Consider the following 14,690-nt stretch of genomic DNA (forward strand, 5'->3'; position numbering starts at 1 on the left):
GTAGAACCATCGTCGACACACGGCAACGGTGCCGGAGGAGTTGGAGCTGATATGAGAATTCTGATCGCGGTGGACGACTCGTCTGAATCTGTCGACGCGGTGCACTACGCCTACGCCACCTTCGGCGGTGAGCATCAACTCATCGTGGCCAGCATTGGTGCCAATCCGATCACCATGCCGGTCTCGCCGTTCGGCGTGCAGCCCGACGTCGTCCTCCTCACCGAACTTCGTGACCGTTCCGAAGTCGAGGCCGAGGCAACAGCGCTGTCGGCCAGCGAGGAACTGCCGGTGGGAACCGAGATCGAAGCGGCCGTCGGCGCTCCCGGCCCGGCACTGGTCGAGATGGCGATCCGAGACGAGGTCGATCTCATCGTGATCGGTTCGCACGAGCGAGGGATCTGGGATCGGCTCTTCCACCCGTCGGTCGGTCGCTATCTGATCGACCATGCACCTTGCCCCGTCCTCGTGGTGCGGGGCGATCACGCTTAGAGAATCCGCGGCGATCAGTCCTCCTGCTTGGCCCGGCTCGGCGCCACACGCGGCGGTTCGTTGGGCTGCTTCGGGTAGACGGGCGGCCACGGCGCATCCATCAATCCGGCGGCCATGTCGTTGGCCGACATCTTGAGCAGCGGCGCGATCGACTGAGGACGGTCATTGATGTCGGCCCAGGCATCGCCCTGCGACTCGAGCCGCTTGGGCACCGTAGCGATCGTGAGCTCATCGGGTTGCACCGTCTCGACCTCGTCCCAGCCGATCGGGGTCGAGACCTGGGCGCCGACCCGCGGCCGCACCGACCAGGCGCCGAACACGGTCTTGTGGGGTGCGTTCTGGTTGAAGTCGACGAACACTCGCTGGCCTCGTTCCTCCTTCCACCACGCGGCCGTGAGCAGGTCGCCCCGTCGCCGTTCCAGTTCGCGAGCGAGTGCGACGGCAGCGGCACGGACCTCGTAGCTGTCCCACTCCTTCACCAGCCGGACGTAGATGTGCAGGCCCTTCGAACCGCTGGTCTTCACGTACGAGGTGATGCCGAGCTCGTCGAGCAGCTTCTTCACCTCGAGCGCCCCCGCGCGGATGCCGTCGAATCCGACCCCGGGGGACGGGTCGAGATCGATGCGGAGTTCATCGGTGTGATCGGGGTCGGACGCAAGGTAGGGCCAGGGGTGGAAGCCCAGACACCCCAGGTTGACGGCCCAGGCGATGTGGCCGATGTCGGCCGCCACCATGGCGTCCGACGTGGTGCCGTTGGGGGTCGACACCACTGCGGTCTCCAGCCAGTCGGGCGCACCCTTCGGCACCCGTTTCTGGAAGAAGGACTTCCCGGACGCACCGTCGGGGAAGCGTTGCATGAGTGTCGGACGGCCGCCCATGGTGTTCATGAGCGGTGCGGCCACCGCCTCGTAGTAGCGAACGAGGTCGAGCTTGGTCTCACCCCGCTTGGTGAAGAACACCTTGTCGGGGCTCGAGATCTTGACCTCATGCCCGGCCAGCTCGACGATGATGTGGTCGCTCGACGCCATGGCCGAACGGTACTCGGCGCGTTGCGTCGGTATCGAGGTGAGCGATCGCTGCCAGTTCTGCTAGAGAGTGGGCCATGCCCTTCCTCGAAGCCAACGGTGCCCAACTCTTCTACACCGACAGCGGCGATCCCGATGGCGTCCCGGTCCTGCTGATCGCCCCCGGTGGCATGAAGTCGGCGGACGGTCTGTGGGCCAACATGCCGTGGAACCCGCACGACCGGCTAGGTGACGGCTACCGGATCATTGGGATGGATCAACGCAACGCCGGTCAGTCGACCGCGCCGGTGTCGGCGGATGACGGGTGGGACACCTACACCGCCGATCAGTTGGCGGTCCTCGATCACCTCGGCATCGACCGGTTCGCCATCATCGGCATGTGCATCGGCGGCCCCTACGTGATGGGGGTGGTGAAGGCAGCAGGCGACCGGGTGCAGGCGGCGGTCCTGCTCCAGCCGATCGGGCTCGACGACAACCACCAGGCGTTCTACGACATGTTCGACGCATGGAAGGCCGACATCGTCCACCTCCACCCCGAGGCCGATGAGGCAACGTGGGAGGCGTTCCGCTCGAACATGTACGACGGCGAGTTCATGTTCAACACCTCGCCCGATGAGGTGGCCGCGATCGACACGCCGCTACTGGTGGCGATGGGAAATGACCTCTACCACCCCCAGTCCACCTCGCGGGCGATCGCCGAGCTGGCACCCAACGTCACCTTCGTCGAGCAATGGAAGGATGACGAGCACCTGCCTGCGGCCGACGACGCCTTCCGTGCGTTCCTCGCCGCACACACGGCATCGTGACCGCCGACCGGCTCGATCGGAGCCGAGTGAGCGAGCTGGCGGCCGACATCGACGCCGACTTCGCGCAGCGGATCGACTTCTTGCTCGAGATCGACAAGTTGAAGACCGTGATCCGGCGAAGTCGAATCACCGACGACTCGCGACTCGAGAACACCGCCGAGCACTCGTGGCACCTCGCCCTGGTGGCCACGGTCATGGCGGATCGAGCCGATGGAGACGTTGACGTGACGCGCGCCATCGAGATGTTGCTGGTCCACGACATCGTCGAGATCGACGCCGGGGACACCTTCGCCTACGACGCCGCCGGCCACGAGGACAAGCGGGACCGTGAGGTGGCGGCCGCCGACCGGATCTTCTCGCTCGCCCCACCCACGGTAGGGGAACGGCTACGAGCGCTGTGGGACGAGTACGAAGAGGGCGTCACACCAACCGCAGCGTTCGCCTATGCCTGCGACCGGCTACAGCCGCTTCTGCTGAACGCCGCGACCCGAGGACGGAGCTGGCAAGAGCACGGGATCCGGCAGCAACAGGTGCGAGATCTCAACGCACCGATCGGGCAGAGCTCGGCTGATGCCTGGCGGTTCGTTCAGTCGATCATCGACGCCGCGGTTGCGGCGGGGGCACTCGCACCGGAATGAGTTGGCGCTGTGGTACGCCGAGCAGGCGCTGCCACCAGGTCTGAGGCTCGACGTAGGTGGGGCGTTGTCTCGGCGTCTTCGGTGACTGCTGACTACCCACCTCGTCTAGTTCACCACACTTGGTGGTATGACGCACTGCGGGGCGGAAAATTGGAGCCGGATGGCCCACGCCGAGCGATGCGAACGGCCCGCCTGTGCGGCACGACTCCGTGGGTAGATCGGCCGCTTGTCGTCTGACGAGGTGTTCTCCCACACTGGCGGAGTCAGCCTGACATGTCCATCGGCGGTTCGACAGGTACGGCGTGGTAGACGACAGCGAGGGAACAGATAGAATGAGGACCGACTTCCCTGTTCGGCGCGGGTCGACCGTGAGCGTCGACGCCGCTCCTTCGGGCTCGAACCGTTGGCCGGTCGTTCCCGTCGCCGTCGTGCTCGCCCTGGTCACACTGATCTCGGCGGTCTTCGTGGGGGTCGGATTCCGACCGCAAGACGGTGATCATCACGCGCAACTCGCCCATGAGGTTGCCCGTTGGGCGAGGGGCGAGCCGCACGGTCTGATGGTTCGTGAGTACGCGCCGTGGCCGAACGAGTTGGGCGATCTGCTCCTCGGCCTTCTCGCTGTGCCGCTCGGGCTCGAACTGGCCGACGCCCTGATGCTGGCGCTCATGCCGGCTGCATTGTGTGCCGCCATCGGTGCGTTCTGGGTGCGGCACGGTTGGTCGCCGGTCACGGCGGTCGCACTTGCTGCGCCGTTCTCGATCGGGGCCACCTACGGCCTCGGGTTCTACAACTACCAGGTGTCGATCATCCTCGCCTTCGGGTTCGGCGCCCTGCTCGCTCGGGGCACCGACAGTCAACCGCTTCTTGGTGGCCGTGTCTACCGCTTCGTGCTCTACGGGGGTCTGGTCCTCACCTGGCTTGCTCACATCCTCGGGTTCGGTGTGCTGCTCGGCTACCTCTTCCTGAACGGCGGTCTCGGGTTGGCTGCACTCCGGGACCGGTTGCGTTCGCTGTGGCCGGTGTTCGTGCCAGTCGGTTGGTGGGTCGTCGCTGCGCCCAAGGGCACGGTGCAGGCCGGCGAGTTCGACATCGTCCAGCGTGTCGTCGCCATCGGCTCCTGGGACGCCTTCATCACGATCTACAACAACACCGAGCGTCTCTTCACCGTCGTGCTGGCGGCGGTGGTGTATCTCATCGCCGCCGACCGAGCCTGGGTGACGCCGAGGCTCCGAGCTCGACTGCGACGGCCGGCGTCGGTCGGCCTGGCAACCCTCACGCTCGGGATCGGTTTGGCCGGGATCCTGGCGCCACCGTCGCTGCTGAACGGGGCCTACCTGTGGCATCGGGCCGGCATGGCCGCGGTGATCTTCGGTGTCGCTTGGGTCGGTGAGACGCTCGAACCGCTGGGCCCGAGGGCGGCTCGCCTCGTTGCCGGCATCGGGGTGGTGGTCTTCCTCGGGCTGAGCGCGGCACGCTTTGGCACGGTGCTCACGATCGCCGACCAGCGAGACGAGATCCGCTCGCTCGAGGCCTTTCTCGAGCCTGACGACATCGTCGCTGCGGTCAGCGGCCCGGATGGATCCACCTACACCCGCGCCTATCCGCTGGGGCACGTTGCCGGTCGGATGGCGGCGGCGACCGACACCGAGTTCCTCTCCAACATCTTTCCCGCCAGCGGTGAGTCGCCGATGGCCTACCCCGACGGCACCGAGTTCGTCTGGGGGCGAGTTCCGAGCACGGCGTTCGACGCCGAACCCGTAGTGCCGACGGTATTCATCGCCATCGGCGAGCTCGATGTGGTGACCGCCCGCCGGCTCCATGAGGAGGGCTTCCATGTCGTGGAGACCTCACCCTCGGGCCTCGCCGCCCTGTGGCGTCGCTGAGCGGCGACGGCTCAATTGTTGGGGAGGATGTAGGTGCCCTGGGCGACGGAGGTTGGCTTGTCGTCTCGATCGTCGACCCACAGCCGGACGGTCCCGATCACGTTTCGGCGTCCTGCACTGTCGAGTGTCGCCTTGGCCCACAGCGTCTCGCCGATCGCCGGGCGCAGGTAGCGGATCGACAGCTCCGACGTGAGCGACATCAGCTCGATCCGCCCGATGGCGTTGAACACCATGAACCACAGGGCTGCATCGGCCAGGCTGAACTGGGTCGGTCCGGAGATGAAGCCGCCCGGACGCAGCGAGGACGCGTCCGGCGTGATTCGTGCGGTGACCCAACCATCGCCGAGCTCGACACATGAACTGGCCGAGCCGGGAAAGGCCTCGGCGACCGCAACATTGATGGCTTCGGGCGTCAGCGTCGTACTCATGGCGGCCGACGCTAGTCGGGGGTGAGCACAGCATCGACACTCGCAGGCTCGGGTTCGTCGAGCTGGTCGAACGTGCATTGCTCGGGCATCTTGTCGGGGCGCCAACGCAGCAGGTTGGTGACCTCACGGAAGCGGCCGTTGAGGGTCGAGCCGTACTTGACCTCGACCACCAACTCGGTCCGCAGCGGTACCCACGAGTGGTCCTTCTGGGCGCTCCAGCGATGTGGTGCCCCGGGCATGCGGCCGTCCTCGTGCGCTTCGGCCTCGGCCCACGACTTCCACGGGTGGTTCTCGAGCGCATCGACCGTGTACGGCTCGAGTTCGGCAACCAGCTCCTTGCGGCGCTTGGCGGTGAAGCTCGAGCACACACCCACGTGCTGGAGGTTGCCGTCGTCGTCGTGCAGACCGAGCAGCAGCGACCCGACGCCCTCACCGTCCTTGTGCCAGCGGAACCCGGCGACCACGGCATCGGCACTGCGGACATGCTTGACCTTGAGCTGACTCCGCTTGTTCTCGGCATAGGGTTCGGCGATCGGCTTGGCGATCAACCCATCGAGTCCGGCGCCTTCGAACACCCGGAACCAGCGAGCGGCCACCGCCGTGTCGGCGGTGGTGGCGGTGAGGTGGATCGGTGGTCGTGCATCCGCCAGTGCCGCTTCGAGTGCAGCTCGTCGGTCACCGAACGGACGGTCGCGCAGGTCGTCGTCGTCCAGCGCCAACAGGTCGAAGGCGACGAACGAGGCGGGTGTCTTCTCCGCCAGCATGTTCACACGGCTCTCGGCGGGGTGGATGCGCTGCTGGAGCCCGTCGAAGTCGAGGTGATCGTCGGTGATGAGGATGATCTCGCCGTCGATCACGCAGCGTTCGGGGAGCGACGCTCGGATCGCCGGGAGCAGTTCGGGGAAGTAACGAGTGAGTGGCTTCTCGTTGCGAGAGCCGAGGACGACCTCGTCACCGTCGCGGAACACGATGCAGCGGAAGCCGTCCCACTTCGGTTCGAACAGCAGGTCGTCGCGCTCGGGAATGCCGGCAACCGCCTTGGCCAGCATGGGTTTCACGGGTGGATTGACCGGGAGGTCCATCGCCGCAGCGTAGCCCTGGGCCTCGGGTCTCGACGGTTCGAGGAGCGCTCGACCGCCGCCGGACCAGATGTCCGTTTTCCGCTCGGTCGGCACGAGGGCGGCCTGGATACTGGCGATCATGCATCGAACGATTGATCCCAAGGTCCTTTATCTCGGCACGCCGGTGGTCCTGCTCTCGACGGTGAACGAGGACGGCACCCCCAATCTCGCACCGATGTCGTCGGTGTGGTGGCTCGGTCGCACGGCCGTGCTGGGACTCGGCATGTCCTCGCACACGGTCGCCAACCTGCGTCGCACCGGCGAGTGTGTGATCAACGCCGTGCCGTCGTCCATGGTCGACCACGTCGACCGGATCGCGCTCCTGACGGGGTCGGTCGACGTGCCACCGCACAAGGCAGCCCGGGGTTACACCTACGAGCCCGACAAGTTCGGCGCCGCCGGGCTCACCCCGATCGACTCGCACCTCGTCGCCCCGCCTCGGGTGGCGGAATGCCCACTGCAGTTCGAAGCCACCGTCACCGCCATCCACCCGATCGGTGGTGAGGAAGCGAGCCTGTGCGCCATCGAGGTCGAGACCGTGGCGTGCCACGGCGAGGAAACCGTCATGGTCGACGGCGGCGATCGCTACATCGACCCCGAACGGTGGGACCCGCTGATCATGAAGTTCTGCGAGTACTACGGACGCGGGTCGAACCTCCGCCCGTCGTCATTGGCCGAGGGTTGGGAAATGCCGGCGCTCGCTCCGAGAATCCCGCTCGGCGCGGGTTTCGCCTAGCGCCGCTGGCGTTGCGTTCGGCGATGCGTCTTGATCTCGTACATCGCCTGATCCGCCGCCGCCATCAGATCGTCGAGTGAGTCGTCGGGCCGCAACGAGGCGAAGCCGATGCTGGCGCCGACGCTCACCTCGAACGGACCGATCTCCATCGGCTGCTCGATGGCCGCCGACAGGCGGCTGCTCAGCGCATCGAGGTGGCCGGCCACGTTCGTGGCGACCGCCACCGCGAACTCGTCGCCGCCCAGACGGGCGGCAAGGTCGCCCGGCCGAAGGTGTTGTTGGAGACGGCGAGCGGTCTCGGCCAACACGGCGTCGCCAACGTGGTGGCCCAGCTCGTCGTTGATCGCCTTGAAACCGTCGAGATCGATGAACAGCAGCGCCGAGACGCTGGACCCCAACTGGCGATGGAGGCCGGCCCGGAAGCCGACTCGATTGGGCAGCCCGGTCAGCGCGTCGTGCGCTGCGGCGAACCGCAACTGTCCGACCTCCCGGCCGTTGTGGAGCGCCGAGAGCAACACCTCGGCAAACAGTGAGTGGCTGTCGAGCTGGTCGATGGTGGACCCCTCATGCCGGTGGAACAGGTGCATCTCGCCGGTGCGGTTGCCGATCAGCAGACGGTGTGCGCTGGCGAACCCGAGCGCAGCGGCATCGGCCCATACACCGGTGTGTCCGTCATGATCGATCTCGACCATGGCGTCCTCGACGCTGAGCGCAAGATGGCCCGTACTGTCGAGCAATTCCACTCGGTCGAAGGCGAAGTACTCGGCATAGTCGCCGACCAATCGACCGAGCTCGAGTTCGATGTCGTGCGACCGCTCGTTCGACGGGTGCGTGAGCGTGGTCGCCGAGATGATGAAGCGGGAGAGCACGCGCTGAGCTTGCGCCGCTGCTCGGCGGTGGGCGGTCGGCCGCGCCACGACGAGTAACGCTGGTGCGCAGCGATAGACCACGACCCGGGCCCGCGCCTCGAACGCCACGACCTGTTCATCGTCGCCCACCACGTCGAACGGGAATGGCGTCTGGCCTGCCACCAGCGGCGATTCGAGCGCGGGGAGGTCGGGTAGGCGAGGAGCGCCCGGCAGGCTCGCCAGCAGGCCGGCAAAAGCGCGATTCGACCACTGCACCGACCCCTCGATGCAGATCAAGACGACGTCGGGAACCAGGTCGAGGGAGCTGAGATCGAGACCGTCGAGGTCAAGATCGTCAAGGTCGAGACCGGCGAGGTCGTGGTCGTGCGCGTCCGTGCTCACGTTCACGAGTGTCGACCGCCAGCAGCCCCGTTTGGTAGTCCGGACGACCCGTTGTCGTTCAGCTGGTGAGCGTGGCGAGGTCGATACCGTAGAGGTCGGCGACGTTGCCACCGAGGATGGCCCGACGTTGCTCGTCGGTGAGGCCGGCGGCGTGTTCGGCCAGCATGCCCTGCGACCACGGCCAGGTGGAGTCCGAGTGCGGGAAGTCGTTGGCCCACATGAGTCGGCGCCAGTTCATCTCGTTCGCCTGCTTGAAGGCGGTCCAGTCGTCTTGGAAGGTGACGTAGATGTTCTCGGCGAAATACTCCGACGGTGCCTTCGACAAGCTGATCCCGGGCGCCATCCAGTTGCGGTGACGGTTGTACGCATGGTCCATGCGGTACATGTAGTGCGGGACCCAGCCGGCGTCGGCTTCGACACAGACGACCTTCAGGTCGGGGAACCGCTCGAACACGCCGCCGAACACCAGCGTGCCCATGATGTCCTGGATGCCGCGGATGATTCCGAGGAAGCCGTTGAGGCGTGACCCGCGGGGCTTGTTGCCGCCGAGCGCCGAGTTGCGAGAGGTCAAGATGTGGAAGCTCAGCGGCAGGCCCAGGTCGATCGCCGCCTGCCAGAACGGGTCCCAGATGGGGTCGTCGTAGTCCTGCTCGATGCCGGGCTCACCGGGCATCATCACCCCACGCAGACCCGCCTCCTTGATCGCGGTGATGTCGGCGATGCCCTCCTCGACGCTGCGAAGCGCCGTCTGTCCGCAGCCGAGCAGGCGGGTCGGGGCCTCGCTGCAGTAGTCGCTGATCCAGCGGTTGTAGGCGTCGAAGCACGCCTTCTTGAAGTCGGCATCACGGTGATTGCAGATGACCATGCCGACCGTCGGGTAGATGATCTCGGCGTCCACACCATCGCGGTCTTGGTCGGCGAGACGGTAGGTGGCATCCCAACCCGACTTGTGGAGTTCGTCGAACATCACGCCGTTGACGGTGATCTCCTCGGCCTGTTTGCCGGCGGCGGCGACCAGACCCATGGAGATCGGGCGCATGCCCTCGACGAGGAACTGATCGCCGCGCTCGGGGTCGGTGACCATGGCGGGCGCTCGGTCGCGAAACGCCGGATCGATGTAGGCGCTGTAGCAGTCTGGGGGTTCGGTGATGTGCGAGTCGGCACTGATCACCGGGAAGTCGAACGCCGAGCCGGCGGTGACGGTGGTGTCGTCGATGGTGGTCATGCCGATGCTCCTGCTGGTGCGCTCTGTGCTCCTCGGATGAGCTTCCCCGGCGTGGCCCCGGTGGCCTCGCCATTGCTCATGATCTCGGTGCCGGCAACGAAGGTGTGCCGGTAGCCGTCGGCCCGTTGGAGCAGACGGCGTCCGCCCGCCGGGAGGTCGTGGGCGACCTCGGGAGCGTGCAGGGTGAGGTGGTCGAAGTCGATCACGTTGATGTCGGCTCGGTATCCGGGGGCGATCACGCCGCGGTCGAAGAGGCCGACGGTCTCGGCGGTCATTCGGCACTGCTTGGCGATGAGCGTCTCGACCGGAATGCGTCCGTAGGGTCGGTCACGCCCCCACCACTGGAGCAGGGTGGTCGGGAAGCTGACATCGCAGATGGTGCCAACGTGCGCGCCGCCGTCGGAGAGCCCGGGCACGGCTGCCGGATGGAGCAGCATCTCCCGCACCACATCGAGGTTGCCGGCCGCCCAGTTGAGGCTCGGGATGTAGAGCATCGCCTTGCCATCGGCTTCGAGCACCCAGTCGTAGGCGACCTCGGCCGGCTCGCGCCCTTCGCGCTCTGCCGTCGCCCCGACCGAGTCGCTGGGATCGGGCTCGTAGTTCGGCGGGTCACCGAGTCGGAACATAGCGTTGAAGGCGTTGACAGCACGGCCCCCGAGCACGCTGTTCTCGGTGTGGACCTGCTCGATGATCCTGGCCCGGAGCTCGGGTTGGCGCATGCGGCCGACCCGCTCGGCCAGCGGGAGGTCGGCGATGTCCTTGTAGGCCTGGGAGAACATGAACGGGTTGAGGGTGGTCTGCAAACCGAGGAGGAGGCCCACCGCCCGAGCGCCGACCTGTCCTCGCATCGTGACGCCTTCCGCCGTGGCGGCTGCGAACCCGTCGAGGTGTCGCCGCCAGTCGTCGGGCCGCTTCGGAGCCTGGGCGATCGAGATGGAGATCGGCCGACCCGAGCGTTCGGCCATCGCTCGGAAGATCGCGGTCTCGGCCTCGACGTCGATGAAGTCGCTGACGACCTGGAGCACGCCCTTGCCTGCTGCCCCGAGTCCTTGGGCGATACCGACGAGCTCGTCGATCTCGGCCTTCAGGGTGGGCGTCGGTTCGCCGAGGCTCGTGCGGTGATTGAGGGTGCGGCTGGTCGAGAAGCCGAGCGCACCGTCCTCGACCGCCTGCCGTGCGAGCTCGGCCATCTCGGCGATGTCGTCGGGCGATGCCGGTTCCTGACGGCCACCCCGCTCGCCCATCACGTGGAGCCGGAGCGAGCCATGCGGCAGCTGAGCGCCGAGGTCGATGTCTCGGGGCCTGGCGTCGAGATAGTCGAGGTACTCCGAGAACGACTCCCAGGCCCAGGGCAGGCCCTCATGGAGTGCGGTGCCCGGGATGTCCTCGACCCCCTCCATGAGTTGGATGAGTCGCTCGTGGTTGTCGGGTCGGACCGGCGCGAAGCCCACGCCACAGTTGCCCATGACCACGGTGGTGACGCCGTGCCAACTCGACGGTGCGAGGTGCTGATCCCAGGTGGCCTGACCGTCGTAGTGGGTGTGGATGTCGACGAAGCCGGGTGCCACCAGGTGGCCATCGGCGTCGAGTTCACGCTTGCCGGCTCCCTCCACCTTGCCGACGTGGGTGATGACACCGTTGCTGACGGCGACGTCGGCGGTGCTCCCTGGTCGATCGCCGGTGCCATCGACCACCGTGCCGTTGCGTATGACGAGATCGTGTTCGCTCACTCGAGCCCCCTTGTTGCCGGACGGCGGGGCCGGATGACCTCGCTCGCCTCGAGCACGCCACGCACGAGTCCCCTTCGTCGACGCGCTCACTCGGTTGTGGCGACGACGCTACTCCCGGCGTCGGAGCTCAGCCAAGGCGGGTGAGGATGTTGGCGGTGATCTGCTCGATCTGCTCGTCGCGCCCCGCCAGCCCATGAGCCCAGTCGGTCGAACCGGACGTGATCACCGTTCCGCCAGCCGGCGAGGTGTACGTGCCCAGCATCGCCTGCCCGGCTGCGATGCGCCGCACATAGGCGTCGTCGCGTGAGCCGAACACCCGGTTCGCCAGGAACTCGATCTCGGAGGGCTCATCGGGCTTCGGCGGCCGGGCCGACGTGGTCCGGGTGAAATGGGCGGCGGGCACCATGCCGAGGATCTCGAAGTTCGGTGGCGTGCCGTCGGTCCCGGTGGGCACGGGCAAACCGTCGACGATCGTGTACTCGCAGCCGTCGCACTCGTAGCCGACGGTCGTGGCCTTGGCCCCGAGCACGTCGCCGTAGTCGACGCCGGTGCCTTCGAAGATCCAATGGTCGGGCCGGTAGACGGTGTAGCCGCCGGCACCGTTGGTGACGCGTTTGCCGATGCGGTGGTAGCCGCCGCGGGTGAAGCTCACCCCGGTCATGTGGTTCTCGGGTCGACCGATCAGATGGTCGGACCAGATGCTCGTCAGCTCGCCCATTCGATCGGTCTCGTAGACCGGATCCTTCTTGTACATGCCCTTGTAGCCGACCATGACCGACGCCGAGCCATCGACCGGGTCCTCGAGGCGGACCTGCCACAGCGAGGTGTTGCCGGAGAAGAAGGCGACGTTCCCACCCCGAGCGATGAAGCCCTCGACCGTGTCACGCATCGGGCCAGACCAGTACTCGTCGTGGCCGACCGACAACAGCAGTCGGTAGCCATCGATGATCGACGGGTGCTCCTCGAGGTCGGCGTTCGAGATGACGTCGATCCCGTAGCCGTTGCGTTCGGCCCAGGCGAGGAACGGCCACTCCCAGTCCGGCCAGCCTGCCGAGCCCGCCCAGGCCGACAGGTGGTTGAAGCGGAGGTAGCCGACGTGGGTGTTCATGTCGTGGTCGGGTGGATGGGTGGTGGTGACCCGACGCCCGGCGCCACGAGGTTTGAAGAGGTAGCCCCGCTCCATCGGGCGCTGGAACGAGGATTGAGTGGCGCCGTTGTAGAGGTTGCGTCCTCCGAAGTCGTTGTAGGCGTGCCAGGTGTTGGTCGCGAGTTGGAGCAGGATCGTGTTGGTCGACGCCGGTGTCGGGCGGACCACGAAGAAGGCGTGGCTCTGACGCGACTTGCCGCCGACGTCGATCGTCAGCAACACCTCGTAGTAGCCCGATGCCCAGTCGCTTCCGGTGGCAACAGCGGCGGCCGCCGGCCAGTCGCACCCGTTGGTCGACGCGTCGAGCGGTGTCGCGTGGTCGCCTGCCTCTACCGTGCCGGTCCACACCACGTCACGACGAGCCCCGACACGGGCGATCTCGACCTCGACCGGGCGTCCGCCGGCGGATGACAGATGGAGGGCGATGTCGTTGCCAGGAGCAACGGACTGGGGCCAGCAGTAGCCGGTGACGGTCTCGAATGCCATGCCCGCAGCATGGCACGCGACGGCCAGGGGCTGGAAAGGTGGGCGATGATCAGGTCAGTCAGACGCCGCAGCCGGCGGCGACGACGAGCTCCGGTGTCGGGCCCAACGAATAGATCGCCACACCGCCACCCTCGTAGTAGCCGGTGGTGATGACCGCTTCGAAGTGGCCGTCGCCATCCAGGTCGGCGACATCGGCCAACCGGCTGAAGGCAATGAAGCCCTGGAAATCACCACTTCGGTCCTCGGCGGTGACCACGTCGGAGGACAGCACAATCGTCTCCACTCCGGTCGGGGTGACTCGTCGGAGCAGCACCATGGAGTAGTTGCCGACCGGTTCATCGAGCAACGTGTCGGGCGAATCGATCCTCTCGGCGGAGATCAGCACCTCGTCGGTCCCGTCGCCGTCGGCATCGAAGCGAACCACTCGCTGGACCTCGATCTCGGGTACCTCCGCTCCTTCGGCTGCAATGACGTCTCGCACCGATTGGAGATGAGCCTCGTCGGCTGCAATCTCGACGACCTCTCGGGGTCTGAGCTCCCACTCGCCGGAGGTGCCGACGAGCCCTTCAGTCGCCCGATCGTCGCCGACGGTCCACTGGTTGCCGACTTCGGTGCATTGCTCGGTCAGGGGCGACACCTCTCGCGCCACGATCTGACCGGCCGGGTCGACGTACCGGACGGTCTGGGCATCGAAGAGGGGTGTTTCGGTGACAGGGCCGTCGTAGCCGGATGGCATTTCGTTCCACGTCGTGCCGTCCCACCAACCGAGTGCCAAGCCGTCGAGGAACGCGACGTTGCCGATCGCCGGGTACACGAAGGTGGCGACGGTGGGGCTGCTGGTCGACGAGGCCGTCGTGTCGGTCGTGGCCGTGTCGCCGACGACCGAAGTGGCTGGCGCCGTGGTGTCCGCGGCGCGCGTCGTCGGGACCGTGTCTGCGTTGCTGGCGAGCTCGCGGTCATCAGTTTCACCACCGTTGGTGAGGACGAGCACGGCAGCAACGACGGCAGCGAGGGCGATGCTGGCTCCTGCGATCCACTTCGTCGTCGAGTTCTTCTTCGAACCAGCAGGCGTCGTCATGTTGTTCGCTGATGCTCCTGGTTGCCGCCGATCGCCTGACCCTAGACGGAATGGGGAGGTCCGACGCGGCAGCGGCGCGAAGCCCGACGTCCAGCTCGACCGAGCCGAGCAAGGCCACGCCAGCAAAGGCAGTGAGGTGGTCTACGCTCCCGGCGATGAGCTACAGCGTGCAGATCGTCGTTGATTGTGCCGATCCTCACGGCCTGGCCGACTGGTGGGCCGAGACCCTCCAGTGGGTGGTCGAGCCGCAAGACGAGGCGTTCATCACGAGCATGGTCGAGCAGGGGTTCGCGACGGAAGCGGAAACCACTCGACACCGGGGTGCCCTGGTCTGGCGCGAAGGCACTGCCATCCATCCCGACATACCGGAGGCGCCCGATCGGCTCCGGATGCTGTTCGTGCTCGTGCCCGAAGCGAAGACCGTGAAGAATCGGGTGCACGTCGACCTGCGCAACGTGGGCGACGACATCGAGGCCGTACGGCAGCGGTTGGTCGAACGGGGCGCGACCGTGTTGCACACCGGTCAGCAGGGACCGCACACGTGGGTCACCATGGCCGACCCCGAGGGCAACGAGTTCTGCGTCTGATCACGATCGATGCCGATCGATCGGCTCGAATCCCTCGGGATCGGTACCGCTGTCGATCGCT

At 66.7% G+C, this 14,690-nt stretch carries 14 protein-coding genes; 6 read left to right on the forward strand and 8 right to left on the reverse strand.

Annotation, left to right across the window (positions count from 1 at the left end):
- Positions 1-51: 51 nt before the first annotated feature.
- A complete protein-coding gene (locus R2733_11220) occupies positions 52-489 on the forward strand; it encodes a universal stress protein (protein ID MEZ5377068.1) in 438 nt (145 codons plus the stop codon).
- 14 nt (positions 490-503) lie between these two features.
- On the opposite strand, the gene ligD is transcribed toward R2733_11220, so the two are convergent.
- Positions 504-1,517, reverse strand: a complete 1,014-nt coding sequence (ligD, locus tag R2733_11225) for a non-homologous end-joining DNA ligase (protein MEZ5377069.1) — start codon at positions 1,515-1,517, stop codon at positions 504-506.
- A 74-nt stretch (positions 1,518-1,591) separates the two neighbouring features.
- Here ligD and R2733_11230 point away from each other — a divergent pair, with 74 nt between their 5' ends.
- The 3 genes from R2733_11230 to R2733_11240 all read left to right on the forward strand — a co-directional run bounded on the left by R2733_11230 (position 1,592) and on the right by R2733_11240 (position 4,841).
- Positions 1,592-2,320 carry an alpha/beta hydrolase gene (locus R2733_11230; protein MEZ5377070.1) on the forward strand — a complete coding sequence of 243 codons (729 nt, stop codon included), beginning with the start codon at positions 1,592-1,594 and terminating at the stop codon, positions 2,318-2,320.
- The gene (locus R2733_11235) at positions 2,317-2,958 is read left to right on the forward strand and encodes an HD domain-containing protein (protein ID MEZ5377071.1); all 642 of its coding nucleotides are present in this window, start codon (positions 2,317-2,319) and stop codon (positions 2,956-2,958) included. The genes R2733_11230 and R2733_11235 overlap by 4 nt, the downstream gene beginning before the upstream one ends.
- A 368-nt stretch (positions 2,959-3,326) precedes the next feature.
- Positions 3,327-4,841, forward strand: coding sequence for a hypothetical protein (locus tag R2733_11240; GenBank protein ID MEZ5377072.1), 1,515 nt, complete (start codon positions 3,327-3,329; stop codon positions 4,839-4,841).
- An 11-nt stretch (positions 4,842-4,852) separates the two neighbouring features.
- Here the strand turns inward: R2733_11240 and R2733_11245 are convergent, their stop codons facing one another.
- The gene (locus R2733_11245; GenBank protein ID MEZ5377073.1) at positions 4,853-5,269 is read right to left on the reverse strand and encodes a PaaI family thioesterase; all 417 of its coding nucleotides are present in this window, start codon (positions 5,267-5,269) and stop codon (positions 4,853-4,855) included.
- An 11-nt stretch (positions 5,270-5,280) separates the two neighbouring features.
- Positions 5,281-6,471: an ATP-dependent DNA ligase gene (locus R2733_11250; GenBank protein ID MEZ5377074.1), complete on the reverse strand. Its 1,191-nt coding sequence runs from the start codon at positions 6,469-6,471 to the stop codon at positions 5,281-5,283.
- On the opposite strand from R2733_11250, the gene R2733_11255 reads away from it, so the two are divergent.
- Complete coding sequence (locus R2733_11255) at positions 6,470-7,126, forward strand: flavin reductase family protein (protein MEZ5377075.1); 657 nt, start codon at positions 6,470-6,472, stop codon at positions 7,124-7,126. The two genes, R2733_11250 and R2733_11255, sit on opposite strands and share 2 nt — an antisense overlap.
- Here the strand turns inward: R2733_11255 and R2733_11260 are convergent.
- From R2733_11260 to R2733_11280, 5 genes are all read right to left on the reverse strand, one after another.
- Entirely contained in the window at positions 7,123-8,376 is a 1,254-nt protein-coding gene (locus R2733_11260) for a GGDEF domain-containing protein (protein ID MEZ5377076.1), read from the reverse strand. The two genes, R2733_11255 and R2733_11260, sit on opposite strands and share 4 nt — an antisense overlap.
- Before the next feature lie 58 nt (positions 8,377-8,434).
- On the reverse strand, positions 8,435-9,601 hold the full coding sequence (locus R2733_11265) for an amidohydrolase family protein (GenBank protein MEZ5377077.1): 1,167 nt from the start codon (positions 9,599-9,601) through the stop codon (positions 8,435-8,437).
- On the reverse strand, positions 9,598-11,331 hold the full coding sequence (locus R2733_11270; GenBank protein ID MEZ5377078.1) for an amidohydrolase family protein: 1,734 nt from the start codon (positions 11,329-11,331) through the stop codon (positions 9,598-9,600). Before R2733_11270 ends, R2733_11265 begins: the two co-directional genes overlap by 4 nt.
- Positions 11,332-11,458: 127 nt before the next feature.
- Positions 11,459-12,964 (reverse strand): DUF6605 domain-containing protein, encoded by a 1,506-nt coding sequence (locus tag R2733_11275; GenBank protein ID MEZ5377079.1) that lies wholly within the window; start codon positions 12,962-12,964, stop codon positions 11,459-11,461.
- Positions 12,965-13,022: 58 nt separating this feature from the next.
- A complete protein-coding gene (locus R2733_11280; GenBank protein ID MEZ5377080.1) occupies positions 13,023-14,042 on the reverse strand; it encodes a hypothetical protein in 1,020 nt (339 codons plus the stop codon).
- Between the two features lie 155 nt (positions 14,043-14,197).
- Between R2733_11280 and R2733_11285 the strand changes: the two genes are divergently transcribed.
- Positions 14,198-14,629 (forward strand): VOC family protein, encoded by a 432-nt coding sequence (locus R2733_11285; protein MEZ5377081.1) that lies wholly within the window; start codon positions 14,198-14,200, stop codon positions 14,627-14,629.
- The last annotated feature ends 61 nt before the right edge of the window (positions 14,630-14,690 follow it).

It is taken from the genome of Acidimicrobiales bacterium, assembly GCA_041394265.1.
Classification (GTDB): Bacteria; Actinomycetota; Acidimicrobiia; order Acidimicrobiales; family SZUA-35; genus JBBQUN01.